The sequence below is a fragment of the Rubripirellula obstinata genome (genome assembly GCF_001642955.1).
Lineage (GTDB): Bacteria > Planctomycetota > Planctomycetia > Pirellulales > Pirellulaceae > Rubripirellula > Rubripirellula obstinata.
The window spans coordinates 24,652-44,372 of record NZ_LWSK01000014.1 but is presented as its reverse complement, the minus strand read 5'-3'; the positions used below and the strand labels follow the sequence as shown (position 1 = coordinate 44,372).

At 54.4% G+C, this 19,721-nt stretch carries 17 protein-coding genes; 6 read left to right on the top strand and 11 right to left on the bottom strand.

What is annotated here, in order from left to right:
- Positions 1-129 precede the first annotated feature (129 nt).
- On the top strand, positions 130-726 hold the full coding sequence (locus RC85_RS06525) for an HD domain-containing protein (RefSeq protein WP_068260150.1): 597 nt from the start codon (positions 130-132) through the stop codon (positions 724-726).
- A gap of 68 nt (positions 727-794) precedes the next feature.
- Here RC85_RS06525 and RC85_RS06520 read toward each other — a convergent pair whose 3' ends face one another.
- Both RC85_RS06520 and RC85_RS06515 read right to left on the bottom strand, forming a co-directional pair.
- Positions 795-1,073, bottom strand: coding sequence for a TIGR03643 family protein (locus tag RC85_RS06520; protein WP_068260148.1), 279 nt, complete (start codon positions 1,071-1,073; stop codon positions 795-797).
- Positions 1,074-1,153: 80 nt separating this feature from the next.
- On the bottom strand, positions 1,154-1,543 hold the full coding sequence (locus RC85_RS06515) for a VOC family protein (RefSeq protein WP_068260147.1): 390 nt from the start codon (positions 1,541-1,543) through the stop codon (positions 1,154-1,156).
- A 728-nt stretch (positions 1,544-2,271) separates the two neighbouring features.
- Here RC85_RS06515 and RC85_RS06510 point away from each other — a divergent pair.
- Complete coding sequence (locus tag RC85_RS06510) at positions 2,272-3,543, top strand: PQQ-binding-like beta-propeller repeat protein (protein WP_084422405.1); 1,272 nt, start codon at positions 2,272-2,274, stop codon at positions 3,541-3,543.
- A gap of 300 nt (positions 3,544-3,843) precedes the next feature.
- Here the strand turns inward: RC85_RS06510 and RC85_RS06505 are convergent, their stop codons facing one another.
- Together RC85_RS06505 and RC85_RS06500 are read right to left on the bottom strand one after the other, a co-directional pair.
- Entirely contained in the window at positions 3,844-4,968 is a 1,125-nt protein-coding gene (locus RC85_RS06505; protein WP_084422404.1) for an acyltransferase family protein, read from the bottom strand.
- Positions 4,969-5,120: 152 nt separating this feature from the next.
- The gene (locus RC85_RS06500) at positions 5,121-5,960 is read right to left on the bottom strand and encodes a purine-nucleoside phosphorylase (RefSeq protein WP_068260138.1); all 840 of its coding nucleotides are present in this window, start codon (positions 5,958-5,960) and stop codon (positions 5,121-5,123) included.
- Between the two features lie 1,007 nt (positions 5,961-6,967).
- On the opposite strand from RC85_RS06500, the gene RC85_RS06495 reads away from it, so the two are divergent.
- Together RC85_RS06495 and RC85_RS06490 are read left to right on the top strand one after the other, a co-directional pair.
- Positions 6,968-7,270: a P-II family nitrogen regulator gene (locus RC85_RS06495; RefSeq protein WP_068260135.1), complete on the top strand. Its 303-nt coding sequence runs from the start codon at positions 6,968-6,970 to the stop codon at positions 7,268-7,270.
- A 22-nt stretch (positions 7,271-7,292) separates the two neighbouring features.
- A complete protein-coding gene (locus tag RC85_RS06490; RefSeq protein WP_068260134.1) occupies positions 7,293-7,781 on the top strand; it encodes a hypothetical protein in 489 nt (162 codons plus the stop codon).
- 24 nt (positions 7,782-7,805) lie between these two features.
- Here the strand turns inward: RC85_RS06490 and RC85_RS06485 are convergent, their stop codons facing one another.
- The 5 genes from RC85_RS06485 to RC85_RS06465 form a co-directional block, all read right to left on the bottom strand.
- Entirely contained in the window at positions 7,806-9,797 is a 1,992-nt protein-coding gene (locus tag RC85_RS06485) for a PDZ domain-containing protein (protein ID WP_068260131.1), read from the bottom strand.
- Positions 9,794-10,861, bottom strand: a complete 1,068-nt coding sequence (locus tag RC85_RS06480; protein ID WP_084422403.1) for a S1C family serine protease — start codon at positions 10,859-10,861, stop codon at positions 9,794-9,796. Before RC85_RS06480 ends, RC85_RS06485 begins: the two co-directional genes overlap by 4 nt.
- Positions 10,861-12,663 (bottom strand): S1C family serine protease, encoded by a 1,803-nt coding sequence (locus RC85_RS06475; protein WP_068260129.1) that lies wholly within the window; start codon positions 12,661-12,663, stop codon positions 10,861-10,863. The genes RC85_RS06480 and RC85_RS06475 overlap by 1 nt, the downstream gene beginning before the upstream one ends.
- A gap of 41 nt (positions 12,664-12,704) precedes the next feature.
- The gene (locus tag RC85_RS06470; protein ID WP_068260127.1) at positions 12,705-13,943 is read right to left on the bottom strand and encodes a hypothetical protein; all 1,239 of its coding nucleotides are present in this window, start codon (positions 13,941-13,943) and stop codon (positions 12,705-12,707) included.
- A 94-nt stretch (positions 13,944-14,037) separates the two neighbouring features.
- Entirely contained in the window at positions 14,038-15,138 is a 1,101-nt protein-coding gene (locus RC85_RS06465; protein WP_149752538.1) for a glycosyltransferase, read from the bottom strand.
- A gap of 185 nt (positions 15,139-15,323) precedes the next feature.
- Here RC85_RS06465 and RC85_RS06460 point away from each other — a divergent pair, with 185 nt between their 5' ends.
- Positions 15,324-15,779 (top strand): hypothetical protein, encoded by a 456-nt coding sequence (locus RC85_RS06460; protein ID WP_235033150.1) that lies wholly within the window; start codon positions 15,324-15,326, stop codon positions 15,777-15,779.
- 118 nt (positions 15,780-15,897) lie between these two features.
- On the opposite strand, the gene RC85_RS06455 is transcribed toward RC85_RS06460, so the two are convergent.
- Positions 15,898-16,581 carry a hypothetical protein gene (locus tag RC85_RS06455; RefSeq protein ID WP_068260123.1) on the bottom strand — a complete coding sequence of 228 codons (684 nt, stop codon included), beginning with the start codon at positions 16,579-16,581 and terminating at the stop codon, positions 15,898-15,900.
- Positions 16,571-17,158, bottom strand: coding sequence for a hypothetical protein (locus tag RC85_RS06450; protein ID WP_068260120.1), 588 nt, complete (start codon positions 17,156-17,158; stop codon positions 16,571-16,573). Before RC85_RS06450 ends, RC85_RS06455 begins: the two co-directional genes overlap by 11 nt.
- A 149-nt stretch (positions 17,159-17,307) precedes the next feature.
- Between RC85_RS06450 and RC85_RS06445 the strand changes: the two genes are divergently transcribed.
- A complete protein-coding gene (locus RC85_RS06445; RefSeq protein ID WP_084422401.1) occupies positions 17,308-19,338 on the top strand; it encodes an arylsulfatase in 2,031 nt (676 codons plus the stop codon).
- Positions 19,339-19,721: the final 383 nt, after the last annotated feature.

The window sequence follows — 19,721 nt, the reverse complement described above, 5'->3', positions numbered from 1 at the left end:
CTGAAGATGCGAATGTGAGTACATTGTACGCACGCAGTATTCAGGAGGCAAGTGGTGTAGTGGATCTTGTCAAAGATCCTTCCAGTCCAGGATCTTTAACAAGATCCACTACCAACAAAAGAGAACTCAATGATTGAGCAAGTCGAAGCAATCGTGCGGCAACGCATGGACGGCCAGGCCGCCGGGCATGGGATGGATCATGTGCTGCGAGTGTTGGCATCGGCTCGGGCGATTCAATCCGAAGTCGGCGGCGATTTGGAAACGATCGAACTGTCGGCTTTGTTGCACGATGTGGGTGACGCAAAATTCCATGACGGTGTGGAACGGAGCGCCGAGTTCGCTCTCGAGATTTTGGGTAGTCTTGGTGCAGGCGTTGACTTGATCGAGCACGTTGCTCACATCGTTGACAACATTTCGTTTCGCAAAGGGAAATCGGCAAAACCTCTATCGCTGGAAGGCCAAGTCGTGCAGGACGCGGATCGGCTCGATGCACTCGGAGCGATCGGGATCGTGCGGACGATCGAGTATGGTGCAGCATTTGACCAGCCGTTCTATCTTGCCGATGCGGGCGACGCGAAAACCGGCGTTGGCCACTTTTACGAAAAGCTTTTCAAACTGAAGTCTTTGATGAACACGGACGCGGGACGACGGATGGCGGAGGATCGCGAAGCGTTCATGCGAACGTTTTTGGACCAGTTCATGAGCGAGTGCGGGGGATCGAATTAACCACGGAGACACGGAGGAACACAGAGAAGATTCATCAAGGACTCTGTGCCCCTCTGTGACTCTGTGGTTCAACCTCGTTGCGATTTCGCTCGGAAACGACGCGGCTCGTCGCCGGCGTCGGTCTCGGCAAACTTCGCTTCGTGCTTGGTGGTTCGCCCGTGCGTTCTCTTTCGCCACATTTTGAATGAGTTCGCGGTCATTTCCGATCGCATCAGCTTGATGACGTCGCCGGGTGAAAGGCCGAACTGGGTTCGGATCGCGTCGAAGCTTGTCCGGTCCTCCCACGCCATCATGATGATGCGGTCGATCTCGCCTCGAGTCAGTTCGTTGTTTTTGGAATCGGACATGGAGGCTGGGAAACAACGATCGGAGTACATAGGGGATTGTCGAACTCGGGATATTCTCAATGGATGTCAATGAGCGAGAATCATCCACCCACTGGTGAGCAAATTTCGACAAGGTATCCATTGACGTCCCGAACGTAGCAGACAACCTGGCCCCACGGCTGCGTTGTCGGCGGCTTTGCAGAGAACGCTCCCGCAGCAACCGCTTTATCGAATCCGGCTTGCACGTCGTCGGTAACGAACGCGACCTCGACACTAGGGGCATCCTGGTCGGCGGTTGTCTTACGGTATGCGAAAAAGTGCGAATCCGCCAGTTCTTCGGAGGCAAACGCCAACGCCGTTTCGCCGGTTTTCATCTCAGCGTAATCGCCGCTCTCGTGGAAGAAACGACATTCTAATCCAAAGGCGGTTTCATAAAACGCGACCGCTTCTTCGACATTGGGCACGTACAAAATAATGTATCCAAGCTTCATCTGTATCTCAGCTCAAGTCAGGTTGAAATCGTCAGCCATGCATGTTCACGCGGTAGAACAGGTCGGCTTTCTTTTTTGAAGTTGTAGTACCGTTGTTGCTTCTCAGGTAATAACAGAATGATCGGACAAGGTCAGCCTCCGCACCATTCACCCTATCGAGATACGAGACTATCACTGTCACGAACAAGGCCCAACGCCGTGAAGAGTTTTGGTCCAGGAAAACAAATGTTAGTTCGTTTAGCCGCGTGGGCATCGCCCCGCGCGTTGTGCTGGACCCGAACGCGCGGGGCGATGCCCACGCGGTTAAACGATTTAGAACCCCTTCACGGCGTTGGGTGGGATCCCTTGAAAAACAATCTCTGGATGCAATTTACAGAAACCTAAGTGGTGGCGTTCAAGGAGAAGTGCCCCAATTTCATTCGATTTCTGAGACGCTTTGGCGTTAGTGACGTTTCCGGATTTTTGAACGTGCAAACCGTAGCGAGCGCCCCAAAACGGATAACGAAAGTGACGCTGTCCAGCTAAGTTACCTCCTGGGTGGGAAGAACTACGTCGAGGTGCCCTGAGCTTGCACGTTGTATTGCTAGGCTTTTTCTGCGTTGGGTAGAGCTATCGTGGAGCGATCAGGTTCGTATTTTTTAGTTCACTCGACAGCCACCATGCAGGGTTCCTAGAATTGGGTTGGCGTCCGCTCGGTAGCATCCAACAATTACGTTAGAAAATTTCTTATGATTCCATGCTTTCATCCAGTGATCCGTTTCAGTCTTTCTGTCATCGGCTTGTCGCTTTGTCTTACCCATTCGCAAGCCGACAATTGGCCGCAGTATCGTGGATTGTTGGGCGATGGGAAAAGCGATGAATCGTTGACTGATCTTGATTGGGCGGGTGGAGTGACACCGGTTTGGAAAGTTGCCACGCCGAAGGGGTTTAGTTCTTTTGCGGTTGCCGATGGGCGTTGCTTTACGTTGATCGTTCGTGAGGATGACCAACGCAATAGCCAATCGACTGTTGTGGCGATGGATGCAGACAATGGTCAAGAAATATGGGCGACACCCCTTCGCAGTGACATCTACCAGGGTGGCGGCAATGCGGGAGCAAAGGGGAACAAGGGCGGGGATGGTCCGCGATCGACGCCGACTGTCAACGATGGTTTCGTTTATGTTTACGACGCCGCAATGACGCTTCATTGTTTGGACGCGGCGACGGGTAAGCGGGTTTGGAAACAAGACATTGAGGAAGATTTCAATGGGAAGAATATCACCTGGGGATCCGCATCTTCGCCCATCGTTGTTGGTGACAAGGTTCTGGTTTCCGGCGGCGGTCCTGGTCAAACGTTCCTTGCGTTCGATAAGAAAACGGGTGATTCGCTCTGGGAAACGGGTGACGATCGGTTCACGCACGCAACACCAACGCTGACCAAAATTGATGGTGTCGATCAGGTGATTTTCCTGATGCGGTCCGGGCCTATTTCAATCAATCCCGATGACGGCAGCGAACGATGGCGAACGAATTTTGAATACAACGTCTCCACGGCCGCTTCGCCAGTGGTCAGCGGGAACCTGGTTTACTTATCCGCCGGGTACAACGTCGGCGCGTTGTTGCTGCAAGTTCTGTCGGGTGACAACACCGAAGACGTCTGGTTCAAGGAACGCAAGCTGATGAACCACTGGAGCACCCCGGTGATTCACAAGGGACATATTTACGGATTATTTGGTTTCAAAGGCTACGGAACTGCTCCGCTGCAATGCGTAGAATTGGCAACAGGGAAAATCAAATGGTCTCAACCCGGATTCGGTCAAGGGAATTGCATCCTGGTCGGCGATCACTTGATCGTGCTTTCCGATGCGGGCGAAGTCGCAATCGTTGCCGCTGACCCCGGCGAGTACACCGAACTGGCGAAGGCCGATGTCCTGGATGGAAAATGTTGGTCGACGCCGGCTTATAGCGATGGAAAGCTGTACATTCGCAGCACCAAAGAAGGCGCGTGCATTAAGCTTTAACTGCTGGACCGCTGGAGTCCTCCTCATGCTCTGACTAAGAAGTCACGCCAACCGTTCCGGTTTCTTCCCTACGGTTTCTTAAACGCGTCCAACCTTTTCTTAGCAGATTGCGCCAACGTAGGCCGGAACAAGCGCAGCGCAATTCCGGCAATCCAACGTAGGCCGGAACAAGCGCAGCGCAGTTCCGGCAATCCAACGTAGTACAATGCAATTGCCGGAACTGCGCTGCGCTTGTTCCGGCCTACATTTAGAGTCAACGATCTAAAGATAAGTGCCATTGGTGCAACGCCCCACGCGTGGTTACCTGATGGCGCGCGGGGCGTTGCCCGCGCGGCTAAACAGGTCGGTGCGGTTTCTTAAACGCGTCCAACCTTTTCTTAGCAGGTTCGTGATCGGTTGTTCGATGCGATTGGTGATGATGATCGCCAACGCAAACGAAAACACGATTCCAATTGCGAAACAAACAATCGGTGGCACGCCTGCTTGATCAAACGTGTAAATCATCGCTGATCCCAAATTGTTGTGACACAGGTACAACGCGTAAGAAATCGTGCTGACAAAAATCAGTGGTTTGAAACGCAGTGGTGGAACCTTTCCGTACGCACATGCGGTCACCAAGCCAATGATCAGCAAAGTGACTGCCGGATTGTGCTTGCCATGATCGATCGTGTGAAAAACGCCCGCTGCGACGGCGATGCCGAGCAAATTTTGCCACTTCTTTCCAACGCCAGTTTTGATCATGTACAGCAAGAACCCGATCGCAAAGAGTGGCACAAAGTCCAGCAGCATCAATCGACGCAATGTGGTTGCGGCAATGTGCAACGTGGTTTCAGAGTGAGCGGACAATGCGTCCAGCGTCGGGCAAAGGATAACGGAACATGCCAACAAGCTGCCCCAGCCAACGAAGTAGCGTTTCAGGTATCCGGTTTTGAACATGATGACCAGCGTTGCGTAGAACATCATTTCAATCTGCAATGTCCACATCACTGGATCGACGCATTCGTAACCAAGGACCTTTGGCAGCAGCGTCATGTTGGCCAAGAATTGGCCCTGAGTCACGTGCTGGTTCATCGGTGCCAATTGCAGAATCCACAGATTGGCGATGATTGCAAGAAAGAAGATTGGAATGATTCGGATCAACCGAGCGGCAACAAAATCAACGGGTTTGCCACGTCGCATTAACGACATGCTGTTGACGAATCCGGACAAGATGAAAAACATCTCGACACCGTAAGCACCAAACGGCCATTTGAATCCTAGGTCCGAACTGTACCCGAACTTTTCTGCGTAAACCCAAGTGAAATGGAACAGAACCAAATTGAGCGCCGCGATCGCTCGCAAGGCGTCCAATTCCAAAATCCGCGTGTGCGGTTTCAGTGCCGTAGGTGATTCGCTGGATACGAGGTTGGCGGCGACGGTTGACATGAAGATCCAGGGCAGGGGGTTGGACGAGGCTCTGCAGAAGACTCATTCAACTTTAAGTCACGACCGCCACTTTCCATCTCCAGCACTGCTTCTCTGTTCCAATTCGCACGCATTGCCGTGCGACCTTGACCATCGTGTCGATTGTGCTGGATTCACGCCATTCGCGTTTGTCCAGCTTCGCTAACGATTCCTCGCACAATTGCGATCAACTTGGGCGCAGCTTTACCGGCTGTAGCGATAATCTCGTTTACGTCGGACGGTTTCAGCGAATCGGGCAAACACATGTCAGTGATCACACTCAACCCAACGGTTTTCAATCCGCAGTGAACGGCAACGATCGTTTCAGGCACGGTGCTCATGCCAACAACGTCCGCACCAATCGTTCGCAGAAACCGATACTCGGCTCGCGTTTCCAAGTTCGGCCCCGCGACGGCCACGAAGACACCTTTGTGAACCCCGATGCCGGCTTCCCGTCCAATTGCGATTGTTCGGTCGACCCAAGTCTGATCGTAGGGTTCACACATGTCAGGGAACCGCGGTCCGAGTCGATCGTCATTGATTCCAATAAGAGGGTTATCGCCCAACAGGTTGATTTGGTCTTCGATCACCATGATGTCGCCACCGTCGTAGTACGGATTCAATCCGCCGCACGCATTGCTAACGATCATCAATTCGCATCCCAACGCCTTGAAGACACGAACCGGCAAAGTGATCTGTTTCAGCGGATATCCTTCGTACATGTGGAACCGGCCTTCCATCACAATCACTGGCACGCCTTCCAAAGTTCCGCACACCAACCGACCACGATGGCTGGTGGCGGTTGAGGTTGGGAAGTGAGGGATGTCGCCGTAATCGATCGTGGCTTCGATGTCGATTTGTTCGACGATCCCGCCTAGCCCCGTGCCCAGAATAATGCCAACTTTGGGCGTCTTTGAAAACGACTTGCGGATGGTCGCAGCGGCTTCTTCTATTTTGTCAAACAGATCTAACATGATGAAAATGGCGTGTAGAGGGTCGAAACGGGACTGGCCGAGAATAAGCGATCAGGCGTTTTCGCGGCAGTCCCCGCATTGGTATGACGGGACCAGTCAACGTCGCGAATAGTTAGGTCCCGAAAAACACGGACCAGATCGTTTAGCCGCGTGGGCATCGCCCCGCGCGTCGTCCGACCCCGAACGCGCGGGGCATCGCCTGGCCTGATGACAATGTGTCGTTGTCAACTTATCACGCCTTTTGAAAGTAGGCCGTAGCGAGCCAAAGCGAGTTACGGCGGTGCGCAAATTGCCGTAACTCGCTATGGCTCGCTACGGCCTACATAATGGCGATCAGGGAAATGTGCCGTTGCAACAATGCTTTACAGCACTGCAGCTTGATTGCTCCTTCGGGACGTCGCATGAATGACGGCACCTAATGACTGCAAGTTAGGCCTGGAGGGCCGGCTGCTCACGCGCCCGAGGCTCACTTTAGTCGACTAGCCGGCGAGCACCTGGATGGCTGCCCCCACATCATTTCTGTGTCTCGGTTTCGCGGGTACGCCGCGATACCAAGACACAGAAAAAGGGAGATTAGACGCTGCCATCCGGGGATTTACATCCCCGACAGAGGGCTTCCGTCCAACGCCGTGAAGAGTTTTGGTCCCGGAAAACACGGATTAGTCCGTTTAACCGCGTGGGCATCGCCCCGCGCGTTTCGCTCCACGTGGACGCGCGGGGCGATGCCCACGCGGTTAAACGAATTAGAAACCCTTCACGGCGTTGGCTTCCGTCCCTCCAGGACTATTCACGAACGATTTGATTGCGGAGCGATCCACGACAACACCAATCCGGCAGCGATCAAATCGATGTCCCCCGGAGCAGTTTAAATTCTCAAGTAAGTGCCATTGGGCGATGCCCAACGCGGTTAAACGGTTTGGAAACCCGCCACGGTGTTGATTTGATGGGACCAGTCCCGGGGGTTGCCAGTCCCTGCTAAACTAAAGGGACACGCAAACAGAATAACCATGAAACAGATCATCGCCATCGTCCGACCGCACCTCGCCGAGCAAGTGCTTGACGGGCTGCGTCGTGCTCCGATCGAAGCGATGAGCGTTTTGGAGGTCAAGGGATTCGGCCGACAAAAAAGTTATCTCGACGAGTATCAAGAAACGGATTTTGATCAGACCTTTATGCCCAAGATCGAAATCACGCTCTGGGTCGATGACACACGCTGCGAAGAAGTGATGGAACGAGTGATCTCGATCGCTCGCTGCGGTCGAATCGGTGACGGGAAGATTTTCCTGATGCCCGTCAGCGAGTTTCTTTAGACACATTCCGGTGAGCGAAACGATGCAATGGCCACCTCTTCCCGATTACGGAATCATCGCTCGTTGGCCGCGTGATGGCGATGACTTCATTCATCCCGACGATCATCCGATTGCGACGCAGTGTTTTCCCAGCGAACGAGTTTTGCGGCGGGATTCTTTCGATGGAACCTACTACCACTATTCCTACGGCAAGTTTCGTTTCCGCTTGAAACCTGTGATGTGGTTGAAGGTTGATTACGAAGGCATCGACATCGGCGACCAGGTCGAAACGATCGGGTTGGGGTTGGAGCGAGAACTATTCGTTGCAACGGTGTGGGGCATTCACTACGTTCGTCGCAAAGGCCGGATGGTGTACCGACTTCGCCGCGGCGAACAAATCGCACCCCGACTCTACACTCGCGATCAGCTAAAGGTCTTAACGGACAAAGAGACCGTCAAAGAAGCAAACTTTGAGTATCCGTCGCCCCAATGGAAAGGCGACCAAACCGATCGCGAAGCGTTTGAAGAATAGTAGCATGGTGCATCCCGCGATCTTCTAAATCGCCTGCAACAAACGGCACCATCGCAACAATACCTGCTGGTCAACGTCGCCGCCAAGAACGACCGGGTAGCCGGCTCGCTTCAGCGCCGGAATCCATTCGGGCAGATCGATGGGGTCTTTGACCGGCATCAGGATTTGCAATGAAGTTGCCGGCTCGTTTTCGCGCAGCCGCACCGCTGGCGGCCGAGTGTCGGTGCCAAATGCGACACCAAAGAACGTTTCGCTTTGCGAAATCGCGACCGCGATCGCCATCGAATCCGCTGCGGACACTTTTCCTTTGGCCAGCGAACCGGATGACGCTACTGCCACCGCGGTCGAGTGAATCGGTGCCTTCTTCATCGCTGCAGCGGCGAAATTGGCGATAACCTGAACTTCCTTTGCCTGCCATCGCGACGCATCTTCCGAAGCAATCGCAACCATCACAACACCACTGCTGGCGGCATCAAACTTCCACGATTCTAAAACCTTTTGAGGATCCTTTTCACCAGGTTCCAACAGCAAGACAAGCAACCCAAGATCCTGAGCCGACGGTTGATCATCCTTGGAAGGCTTACTCGCTTTGGGAGCCAGAATCGCGGCGACGTTGGCGGCATCGGGCAGTTTGATCTCGGCAATTGCCCAGTTCTTCGTCAATTCCTTCATCGAATCATCGGTCAATTCATCTGATGACCACGCATCCGGATAACCTTCTTGAACCGGCCCGCCGATCGACTGGGGCGTCAGCGTTTTCGTGATCAGCTTTCCATCTCGCATGACTTTCAATTCGATCGACTGATCCGATTCAGCCGTAATCAATTGACGTCGCAAGCGATCGACATTGCCAACATCATTGCCGCCAAATTTCTTGATCACGTCGCCCGCAAGAAGAACGTCATCCGACGGCGAACCGGCAACCGTGGCATCGACAACGACGTTTGCGTCGGATTGCGATGCAACGATCCCGAGCCGTTGTGGATCTAGCGGAGGAATCGAATCGGCCAGCGTGACGTCGAACGTCATTTCCTGGTCGTCTCGAGTGACAACGATCGCAACCGACTCGCCAGCGTCCAGACTCCCGAGCGCTTGTTTGATTTCTTGATGTCGGCGAACCAGTTGGCCGCCCACGGACTTCACCGTGTCGCCTGCTTTGATGCCAGCGGCTTCGGCTGGCGAACGAGTTCGCACGGCGGCAATGGTCGTATCCGCTTCATTGGCGTCCGCACTTCCAGCGACAATTCCGATCAGACCTTTGTTGATGTCTTGCCCGTCGCGAAGGCGTTGCAACTTTTTCGCGATCACGTCAGCCGGAATGGCGAACGCAATCCCCGAGTCGTACCAGCTTGTCGAATCTTCCGCGCCGCCCGCCGCGACTGCGGGAATCAGGATTCCCAAAACGTTCCCGTACAAATCAATCAGCGGACCACCGTACATTGCCGCCGAAACACGCGCGTCGGTTTGGATCGCGATGCCATCCAATCGTCCGGTCGCACTCAAAATTCCCGTGCTGATCATCGGCGACTGATTTTCACCGTAGCGACCGATCGCAATCGTGGTTGAACCGATCGGAAGTTGACTTTGGTCCGGTAGATCGACCGCGGAAACCTGTTCGTCGGTTTCAATCTTTAGCAACACTAAGTCGCGATGGTTGTCCTTGGCAACGACCGATGCGGCATGTCGCGAACCGTTGGGCAGCACCACTAGGATTGTTGCTGCGGTTCCACGAAGCACAATGTTGGACGCCAGAATCTCGACCGCGTTCCCGTCTTGGCCCACGATCACACCACAAGTCGGCGCGTCCTGTGCGACCTCGCCCTTGACGGTTCCCGAGGTTCCGATCACCTCGACCGTGACGACCGAAGGCAGCACGCGTTGGGTTGCCAAACGAACCGCGGCCGCCATTTCTTGACGATACTGGATGTCGTCCGCACTAGTACTAGCCGGCAATGCGAACAGCACTAAACCTATCAACGAGGAATGTGCAATTCGGGAAGTAAAAATACCGTTCATGGTTTTAGCACCACTGTCAGGATGTCGTTGTCTCGCTGAATCGTGACGGTCACGTCGTCGCGACGATCGATCGATCTGAGCCGTTTTTTAAGTAGACGTTGATTCTCGGTTCGCTGTCCGGACACCAACAGAATCAAATCATCGGGTCGCAGATTTTGTTCTTCGGCAGGCGAGCCGGTGACGACACGGTCAACAAACGCGGGCGTCGTTTCTAACACATCGGGAACCAGGACTAGCCCCAGCGTTTGCAGATTGTGCGACCGATCGCGAGGCAGTTGCGGTTCTTTGGCTGCCGCCGATGACGTCGCTCGTCCCGCGATGATGTCGCCGATCGTTTTACGAAACACGTCGGCTGGCAAAGCGTAGTTCAGCCACACGCCGGTTGCCGAATCTCGCAGTTCTTTGCCCAGCATGCCCGCCAATTTCCCATCGGCCGACACCACCGCTCCGCCAGCGGCACCGGGATTGTTGGCAACCAGATCCAGCACCAGGACTTCGCCACGGTAAGGCGTTTTCAGCGTGCCGCTTCGGGCGTCCAACGAAGCGATCGATGCGACTCGACCCTGCATGATGCTGGCCGCTTCGTCACCCGTTGCGATGTTGAACAGGTTACTGATCGCCAACACGGGATCACCCCACTGAACTTCGCGAATTTTTGGCAATTCAAAGTAGGGCAGCGCCGATGCATCGATCTTAAGCACTGCGATTTCAAGCGAAGGTTCAAAGTGAATGATCTCCGCCTCAAACCGCCGGCCGTCGTCCAGCAAAACGATCGGCTCCACGTCCAGCACGTAACTCCAAGCCGTCGCAATGTGGCCTTCGGGCGAAACCAAGAACCCGCTTTGGTAAGCTTCCAGCCCTTTCATGCCACCCGCGCCGTAGACTTTGACGACTTTGGATTGAGCGGTCCTAGCCCAGTCGTGGGCCGACGTTTGTGCGGATGCGGTGTTGGCCAGGAAGACAAACAGCAAGAAAGTAGTCAATCGCAGGCTGCGACTGGGGGTGCTGTGTCTGGGTACGCACTGACTGGGGATGCACTGACTTCGAGGTTGCTCGTGTACCATCACTTCGCCTCCACTTTTTTCCAACTGTCGATTTTAATCTTCAGCACCGAATCAGTTCCGTATCGCAGGTCCAACATCTGTGGCGGTTGGTCTGACGAAACCTCATCTCGCAGGATCCACAACTCAGCCGGATCTTCGTCACGATCGGCGAAGGCTTCGACCACCTCGACCACTCCGGTATCCGGGTGGCTCAGGAAACGAACCTCAATTTCTCCGTCGATACCGACCATACAATCTCGCAGCGGTCGCTGACCACCCAGCGGCATCGTGCCCAGATAAAAACTCTCGCCAAACTTCTTAGGTCCATCGGCCAGCATTCGACGCCATCCCTCCAGCGCCGACACGATGCCGCCAATGCTGCGCTGGCTGATCGCGTCGTACAATTCGCCACGATCCTCAGCCGTCATCGGCGTCTCGCCCACCATCATCGCGATCGCGTCTGGGCCAACGCGAATTTTAACGGGACGAGGCTTCGCTTCCACGGTGTTGCCCTCGATCTCCCAAGCCGGATTTGACTGATCAGCTTGACCAGGAAACTGCGACCGTAGCGAATCGATAAAACGTGTTTGTTGTTTTTGGTTGAAGAAATAGTTGGCATAACCCTTCCGCTCGATCAACTGCTTTCGCACCGCAGGCGGAATCTTGTCGTCGGCCGCTGCGTCGGGTTCAACTTCATCTGAATCTTCTTCATCATCGCTGTCGTCTTCCTTTTCCTTTTCCTTTTCCTTTTCAATCGGTGGCGGCGGAGGCAACGCGCCGGACATTTTTTCCAGCAACTCGTCTTGCAAATGAACGCTGCGAAGTCGCACCAGCGTGTCGACCGTCTTGCCGTCCTCGCGATAGCTCATCTTTACTCGCCAACCCGCCGGAATGGTTGCCAAGACTTTCTGCAGGTCGTTCGCCGACTGAACGATCCGACCATCAACCGACAAAACCTCCGATGCATAGCGTAGACCTCGCCGATACGCATCGCTGGATTCCAGGATGTTGGTCACGCGAACCGAACCATCGTCTTGATCGGTCGCCACCGTCGCACCCAGCGTTGCGTGGTCGACGATCCGACCGCTATGCAGATACCCCAGGAAATTGACGGCTTGATTGATCGAAATCGCGTAGCCCACACCCACGTTGACTCGGCCACGTTTTTCAAACGAACAACGGCCGACGATCCCAAGCAACTTGCCGTCGGCGTCGTAGATCGGACCGCCTGAATTGCCAGGATTCACCGACGCGTCTGTTTGTAAACAGTCACCGTATTCCAGCAACGTTCCCGACGGATACTGATACCGTCGGACCCCGCTAAGGATGCCCCAAGTCACGGTGGGCTGCAGGTTGGTCGCCAACAAGAACGGGTTACCGATCACCATGCACCAATCACCAGCCTCGGCAGTCAAACTGTTGCCGAGTTCTGCATACGGAAAGTCCGACCGCGGTTTTCCGTCCAGCCCCAGCAAACGAATCATGGCCAAGTCGCCGACCGGATCGATGCCGACGATGACCGCGTCGTAAATGTTGCCGTCGCTAAGCCCGCATCGCATCGCCGAACCCGCGGGACTGGTGACGTGAAAATTGGTCAGTGCGTAGCCATCGGGCGAAATCAAAACACCACTGCCTCCGCCGCCACCGCCCGGAACAAACACGCTGACCGCCGACTTGGTCGCTCGCGCGATCGCTTCGACACGTCGCTGCTCGGCTTTTTCAATGGTGCTGGAAAGAGTCAGCGGTTCGGCACCCCGTAACGTCGGCGACGACATCAACATCGCAAGCGACAAGGATAGCGTCAACAATTTTCCGCGTCGCATAAAACTGGTTCTCAAGAAACTTGCTTTCATGATTTGAAAAACTACTTCACAAACCTTGGCCGGACCATTCGTACCATCGCGCCTAGGTCGCCATCGTCACCCGAGTCGATTTCGATTTTGATTCGACGAGCTTCACCGAGTTCTAATTCAAAACCTAGCGAGTCGGCGTTGGGTAAATCATTTTCCCAGACCAATTTGTCATCCAATTTGATTCGCACCGTCACGCTGCTGGCGTTTTTGATTTCGCTAGCTCGCCGCACGGAACCGCTCAACAAACGGAACCCTTCTTCGACTCGGTATTCAACTTCGCTGCCGCCGCAGAGCATCAGGTCCTGGTTGGGCTGCGCGGCAGATGCTTTGTTCGCCTTTACCGCCAGCGGGCCAAACCATTTCTTTGACGCGTCATCCTTCCAGTCGATTGCAAACTCGGTTTGAACATTCAATTCGGCCGGTTTGGCTTCGGCCAGCATTACCAGACCGCTGGACCAGCGAACGCTGCGAACGAGGTCAATCGGAATGGTATGAAACACATTGCCAGGCAATTGGAAACGCATCCCTTGATCGGCCGCCGGTTGATCCAAACGGACTGGCAACAATGCGTCGGCCGCCCAAGTGGATCCGTAAGCATCGGAAATGACGACGCCGGATGAGCCTTGAGTCGGGTCAGTCCCACCAAAGATCAGGCCTTCCAAACGATCGATGGGCGCGGAGATCGCGTCGCCGTCCAAGTCAAAATCAACCTTAGAATCCGCAATCCCGTTGATGATTCCATCGGTCGGATCCAAACGATCATTGCTGCGACGAATCACCATTCGGTCGCCGCGCGAAGGCGTTTCCAACATGCCCAACCACACCGGGTCGGTAACGGCGGAAGGTCGTCGGAAGCGGATCGCTTTGACCTGACTGAGCGGCAATTGCAAACTGGCTTGCCGGCGAGGCTCGATGGTGATCTGGTTGCGATCGATTTGCACTTCATCGACGACCAATTGTGAACCGTTGACCAACAGCACTCTTGTCGAAGGAGACGAACGTTTCTCGACTGACTTGAATTCCATCGACATCAATTCGGTGTTGTCGATCGAAACCGCTTCCCCAGATTGATCGATTTCGATTCCGGTTTCGGTCACCGCGGCGAGCGTACCGGTCTGAGTTGCACCAGTGTTGGTGGTTAGATCGACGGACAGCCCTTGTGCTGACGAAGAACTGGTTAGAAAAACAGAACTCAGTAGAAAGACGACGACGATACGTTGGCAGCGATACACGATGTTAGAAAGATCCATAAGGTTGATGACGGAACAGCTTGGTGATAGTCGCCTTTCGCTGCGCGAAAGCGTGCTCTGACGTACTTTAGCGGAGCGAAAGGCGACTGTTGTTTTATTCTAACGCATCTGGCGAATTCACAACCGACCGCAACACGGTTTCGTATTGGCCGACCATCGATTCCCAACTAAATGTGTTGACGACCTGCTGGCCAGCCTGACTGAATTGGCTGCGAAGTCCCGGATCCTGGATCAAATGATCGATAGCCTTGGCGATTGACGCTGCGTTATCGTCCGCCAAAATTCCATTGACGCCCGAATCAATGATCGCTCGCGAGCCAGCTTGATTTTGTAAGGCAATCGACGGCACGCCGACTGCCATCGCTTCCAACAACGCCGACGGGAAGCCTTCGTAGTGACTGGGCAAAACAAACACCGCCGACTCGGCGAGCTGCGACCACACGGGATTGACCCAGCCGGGCATCGAAACGGCTCCGCTGATTTTCAATCGCTTGATTTGTTCCTGCATCGATCCACGCTGGGGACCGTCACCCAGGATGCAAAGTTTCCACTGTGGATGGTTGCGGTTGATGATCGCAAAGGCATCCAGCAAACGCTCAAAACCTTTTTCAGGTGCGAAACGACCGATTGCAATCACTTGCCTGCTTTCTGAAATCGTTTCCGCAGTAATCGTGATTGGCGGTGGATCGACGGCTGATGGAATGACGTGACAGGGGACTTGGTAACCGTCAAAGAAGCTTGCGGCTGAATCGGTTTGCACAACGATCGCGCCCGAACGTCGGTAGGAGTATCGTCGAAGCAATCGCCATGCAAAGGGAAGCGTCTGGAAATTCGGGTCACTGCGTTCGCTCAACACGACCGGAATTTTTGAGTCGGCGGATAACCCTGCCAAGACGTTGGTACGGTCGCAGAACGACAGCAGCACGTGTGGCGATACCGATTGCGTGGCCTGGCGGATCGCCTGGACTCGTTTCGATACGTTCTTTAACGCGGACATCCAACCGGTGCTTCCCCGCATTAGATCTAGATCGATTCGCGACACATTGGGGCTTAGTTCGTGTCGATCACCGTGCCCGTTTCCCAGCGTGATCAACGTGACGTCGTGACCGCGATTGGCAAAGCGAGACGCCAGGCCCGCCATGACTCGTTCGGCCCCGCCTCCGTCTAGCGAGTGGATCAGGCAGGCTATTTTCACGCGGCGAACTGGGGGCTGATGTTTGGGGGGCTGATGTTTGGTGGCGTTAGGTTTGGTGGGATTCTTACGAAACCAGCAGTTGAAAGGGTCGCAGAGAGCAACTAGCGTGAAAAGGGTCGAAAGCACGCGGCGGGCATTTGACTTTCCACACAACCTGATATTCGTCTTGAACCCCAGAGCTACTCATGTCCCGTTTTAAGCGTTTCCCGATGTTTTTGGCCTCGTTGACGTTGGTTTTCGCGGCTTGCTTGTCGTCCGATTCGGGCAAAGCCCAGGCCCAGGGTTTCGGCAACTTCGGTTTCCAACCGTTCGGATTCTACCAGCCTTTCGGTGCCCAATTCGGTTCAGCGATCCGAACGCCGCCTTACTTTGCGACCAACCCACCGGTTTATTACGGAGCTCGCCATTCACGACCTTACGGGATCAGCCCCTTCGCTGCTCCGCCAGTTGTCGGTGCCGGTCCCGGATACCGCAGCCGTTTAAGCAGCGGGTTCATGGCACCACCGACGTCGTCACCGATGATGAGCAATCCGTGCATCCACACTCGCGCCGAACGTCCCAGCGATAACCAAGTTGTCACCAAGGGCGAAGTTCAACTGAACCCATTCGTGGACAACGTTGATCGCCTAGCCAAGAAGTGATTTTGTAGATCCCGTAGGCCGGCAACAAGACGCGACAGCGGCGCAGTTCCGGCATTACAGTCACGCAGAATCTGCCGGAACTTCGCTTCGCTTGTTCCGGCCTACGTTTGGCTGCCGCCTACGTTTTGTTTACTTCGGCGATGTAGTTCTTCGCGGTGTCGCCAGCCACGTAAACTCGGCCCCAAATCATCAGGCCGATTTTGACCACCGCCCACATCGTCCATGCGGCGATGCCGATCCACATGAAGGCCTCCATCATTCCAGACATGTCGGGGCCTTTGCTGTTCTTTGCCATGTCTCGGTAGGCCTCTTGCATGATCGGGCCGTTCTTCATCTGCATCCAACCAACCGTAACGCCGCGAAGAAGCTCGAAAACAATCGCGGCCAACAGAGTTCGACTTAGCAATTTCAGCGTCCACGGTTTGCCCTTCAACAATCCAAGTCCGCACGCCAGGAAACAAGCTGACACCGCCGCACCGGCGATGGTCATAATGATGTTGGGAATCATCATCTCGCGAGCTGTTTCTTGCAGCCGAGCTTGCATCTTTCTTTGAGTTTCATCCTGGACAGTCGCGGCCATCGATGAAATGGTCTCACCGAACACGATTCCACCCGCCGCAAAACAACCGCTGAACAAACCGCCAATGCCAGAGATCAAGCACAGCACCATGATCACGGTAACGCCCAATGGCCGAAGCACCGCGGACGATTGCGTACCAGCGGTGCTGGCATAATTCGCAGGCGGCATCTGTATCTCGCTCGCGGGAACGTCGCCTAACGGTTCAGGTCTTTCATCCGACATATTGCCTTAACTCCAAAAAGCTTTGCTGTATTTCTTTAACATCGTGTCCCTGCTGGCGAAGCGAAAATGCGTAGATCACCGGCTGGCTAAACATCACGAACATACCGTAAATCATCAACGCCAACGACGTCGGAAAGCAGTAGCAACTCAGCAGCATCGCAAAACCCGCTACCAAACCGACCACGACGCCCGGGCGACGCCGAAACTGGATCGCCCAAATGCCGCCCAACAGATTACTGACGCCGGCGATCAAGAACACGACACCGATCCCGCCCATCACCAACAGCATGCCCCACTCCGCTTGCGGCGGCATTGGTTTTGCTCCGTTGCCCGCACCGATTTGACGCATCAAGCCCGGCATCATCCAAGCGTATGCCATCATGAAAACCGCCGCCAACAGATCGATGATCCCATGCACAATCATCAACACACCCAGAATCTGAACGTGCCCAACCATACCGCGTCGCATGTTGCCAGGGAACGTGATTCCGCCGATGGTGATCGGTTCAGTGGTCCCAACGAATTCCGTAGGTTGGTAAGGGTTGTAAACGCTGTCGTTTTCGCTGTCGTTGTTCATAGTCGAGTTAGTCTATTCCATCTTGCTCACCAGCGACAACGAATCGTTGCCGCTATACTGATGCAATCATAGCTGAATCCTGTTCGACTGAATCCTGGCGGGATCAGCTACGGTGATGCAAAACAGTTTCCAATCGCTCGAGACCCATCATGCCGCAATCTTTTCTTCGCCTGTTGTTAGCACTAGCAACGATAACGACGCCAGCGATACTTTTCGCTGCCGATCGTCCCAACGTGCTGGTCATCATGGCGGACGACTTGGGGTTTTCTGATGTCGGTTGCTACGGCGGCGAAATCGAAACGCCGAACTTGGACGCATTGGCAGGCGGCGGATTACGTTTCTCTCAGTTTTACAACACCGCCAAATGTCACTCTTCTCGCGTCAGTCTTTTGACGGGACAGTATTGCCTAGCGGCGGGCGACGTCAGCCTGGCGCATGCCGTGACCAGTGCCGAAGTCCTTCGCGATAGCGGTTACTACACAGCGATGTCCGGTAAGTGGCACCTGGACAAACAACCGACGGACTTTGGATTTAACCGATACTTTGGACACCTCAGCGGCGCATCAAACTACTTCCACGGCAACGACACCTTTCGACTCGATGGCGAACCCTGGCCGGTTCCCAAACAAGGTTTCTACACCACCGTGGCGAAGGTTGATTTCGGGCTGCAGTTTTTGAAAGATGCTGGCGAGTCACAGAAACCCTGGTACCTCTATGTCGCTTTCAATGCGCCGCATGAACCGCTGCAAGCGTTGCCCAGTGATTATGAAAAGTACGAAGGCCGATACGACGCGGGTTGGGATACAGTCCGCCATGCTCGCCTGAACAAACAGAAAAAACTCGGGCTTTTGGCCAGCGATTTGAAACCTTCGCCGCGACCCGAACACATTCCGGCGTGGGACACCCTTAGCAAGAAACGTCAACGATTTGAATCCAAACGCATGACCACGTTGGCGGCGATGATCGACCGACTCGATCAAGAAATCGGCCGACTGGTTCAGCACTTGAAGGACACCGATCAGTTGGACAACACGATGATTCTGTTCGTTTCCGACAACGGAGCGTGTCCGTATGATCGATGGAGTCATCAAATCGACAAGAAGCCTACCAACGGATCAATCATTTGGGGCGATTCGACCGGTTGGGCGTGGGCTCGCAACAGTCCGTTTCGCTATTACAAACAAAACCAATTCGAAGGCGGCATTTCCACTCCGGCAATTTTGCACTGGCCGGCCGGTTTGAAAATTAAGCCCGGCGAAGTTAACCGGCAACCAGTCCACCTGATCGACGTGATGCCAACGCTGGCCGACATTACCGATTCGCCAATTCCATCCGACTTTGCCAATCGTGAATTGCGTCCGGTCAGCGGTCAATCGCTGCGGCCGATCTTTGATGGCGAATCATTCGATCGTCAGCAACCATTGCATTTTCTGTTTTCGACCGACCGTGGATTGCGAATCGATGATTGGAAATTGGTCAGCTTCCGCAGCGGTCCTTGGGAACTCTATGACCTAAAAAACGATCGCAGTGAATTGAACAACTTGGCCGCCAGCGAACCCGAGCGTTTGCAATCGATGATCGACACGTGGACCAAGATGGCAGCCGACGTCTTGCATGCCAAGGGAAAAACGATCAGCCCGGTTGCCACCAACGCAGCCCCGCATCGTCACCCAGAATGGACCAATTTTGCACTCGATCCCGTCGCCGGGATTCGAGGCAGTGCGACCACCGCCGCTCGAGACGCGCGACCGCCCAAACGCGATCCATCAAAATCAAAACCAGTTCCCTCGTTGCGTGCTCGCAAGAACACAAAGATCGAAGTGCAAAACAATCAGCTTCAACTCACTTTCAACGGCGATGATCCCGGAATCGCAATGGATCGTTTACCGGCTCACTTGCCCGCCGGACCCTATGTCCTGCGATTCGGACTCAACAGTTCAGCGATCGGCGACGGCGAAGTCTACTTCACGACCGATGCAAAAATTCCGCTAAATAAAGGCACACAAATCCCAATCCCCGTCACTCGCGATGGAAATTGGCAAGAACACGTCATCAAGATTCCGACGACGCAGCAATTAAACAAACTAAGGCTCGACGTCAGCGACGGCAAAGGACAAGCCAGTATTCGAGGACTACACCTAACCAATGAGTCCAACAAGACCCTCATGTCGTGGCCGTAATTAAACGCCGCCTTCGAGTGGAGGTTGGACATCGTAGGCCGTAGCGAGCCTCAAGCGAGTTACGGCATTTTGCGCACCGCCGTAACTCGCTAGAAGCTCGCTACGGCCTACTTTAAAAACCACAAACAACTACGCCAATCACGAACACACCATTTTTTTGTCTCTAATTTTTTTGTCTAAATCCTTCCCACCTCCTACCTGCACCGGCCAGCACACGACGCCTTCTGGTGAAAGTTAGACAAAAAAATTAAAGACAAAAAAATTGGTTGCTTGTAGGCCGTAGCGAGCTTCTAGCGAGTTACGGCAATTTGCGCACTGCCGTAACTCGCTTGAGGCTCGCTACGGCCTACGGTTAAGAACCGCAAACAGCTACGGCGATCACG

Excerpts from the sequence above, each read along its gene's own strand:
- RC85_RS06480 (WP_084422403.1), bottom strand. The coding sequence starts at position 10,861 with ATGGTACACGAGCAACCTCGAAGTCAGTGCATCCCCAGTCAGTGCGTA.
- RC85_RS06525 (WP_068260150.1), top strand. The coding sequence starts at position 130 with ATGATTGAGCAAGTCGAAGCAATCGTGCGGCAACGCATGGACGGCCAG.
- RC85_RS06450 (WP_068260120.1), bottom strand. The coding sequence starts at position 17,158 with ATGAACAACGACAGCGAAAACGACAGCGTTTACAACCCTTACCAACCT.
- RC85_RS06455 (WP_068260123.1), bottom strand. The coding sequence starts at position 16,581 with ATGTCGGATGAAAGACCTGAACCGTTAGGCGACGTTCCCGCGAGCGAG.
- RC85_RS06460 (WP_235033150.1), top strand. The coding sequence starts at position 15,324 with ATGTCCCGTTTTAAGCGTTTCCCGATGTTTTTGGCCTCGTTGACGTTG.
- RC85_RS06470 (WP_068260127.1), bottom strand. The coding sequence starts at position 13,943 with ATGGATCTTTCTAACATCGTGTATCGCTGCCAACGTATCGTCGTCGTC.
- RC85_RS06520 (WP_068260148.1), bottom strand. The coding sequence starts at position 1,073 with ATGTCCGATTCCAAAAACAACGAACTGACTCGAGGCGAGATCGACCGC.
- RC85_RS06475 (WP_068260129.1), bottom strand. The coding sequence starts at position 12,663 with ATGCGACGCGGAAAATTGTTGACGCTATCCTTGTCGCTTGCGATGTTG.
- RC85_RS06510 (WP_084422405.1), top strand. The coding sequence starts at position 2,272 with ATGATTCCATGCTTTCATCCAGTGATCCGTTTCAGTCTTTCTGTCATC.
- RC85_RS06495 (WP_068260135.1), top strand. The coding sequence starts at position 6,968 with ATGAAACAGATCATCGCCATCGTCCGACCGCACCTCGCCGAGCAAGTG.
- RC85_RS06515 (WP_068260147.1), bottom strand. The coding sequence starts at position 1,543 with ATGAAGCTTGGATACATTATTTTGTACGTGCCCAATGTCGAAGAAGCG.
- RC85_RS06485 (WP_068260131.1), bottom strand. The coding sequence starts at position 9,797 with ATGAACGGTATTTTTACTTCCCGAATTGCACATTCCTCGTTGATAGGT.
- RC85_RS06505 (WP_084422404.1), bottom strand. The coding sequence starts at position 4,968 with ATGTCAACCGTCGCCGCCAACCTCGTATCCAGCGAATCACCTACGGCA.
- RC85_RS06445 (WP_084422401.1), top strand. The coding sequence starts at position 17,308 with ATGCCGCAATCTTTTCTTCGCCTGTTGTTAGCACTAGCAACGATAACG.
- RC85_RS06500 (WP_068260138.1), bottom strand. The coding sequence starts at position 5,960 with ATGTTAGATCTGTTTGACAAAATAGAAGAAGCCGCTGCGACCATCCGC.
- RC85_RS06490 (WP_068260134.1), top strand. The coding sequence starts at position 7,293 with ATGCAATGGCCACCTCTTCCCGATTACGGAATCATCGCTCGTTGGCCG.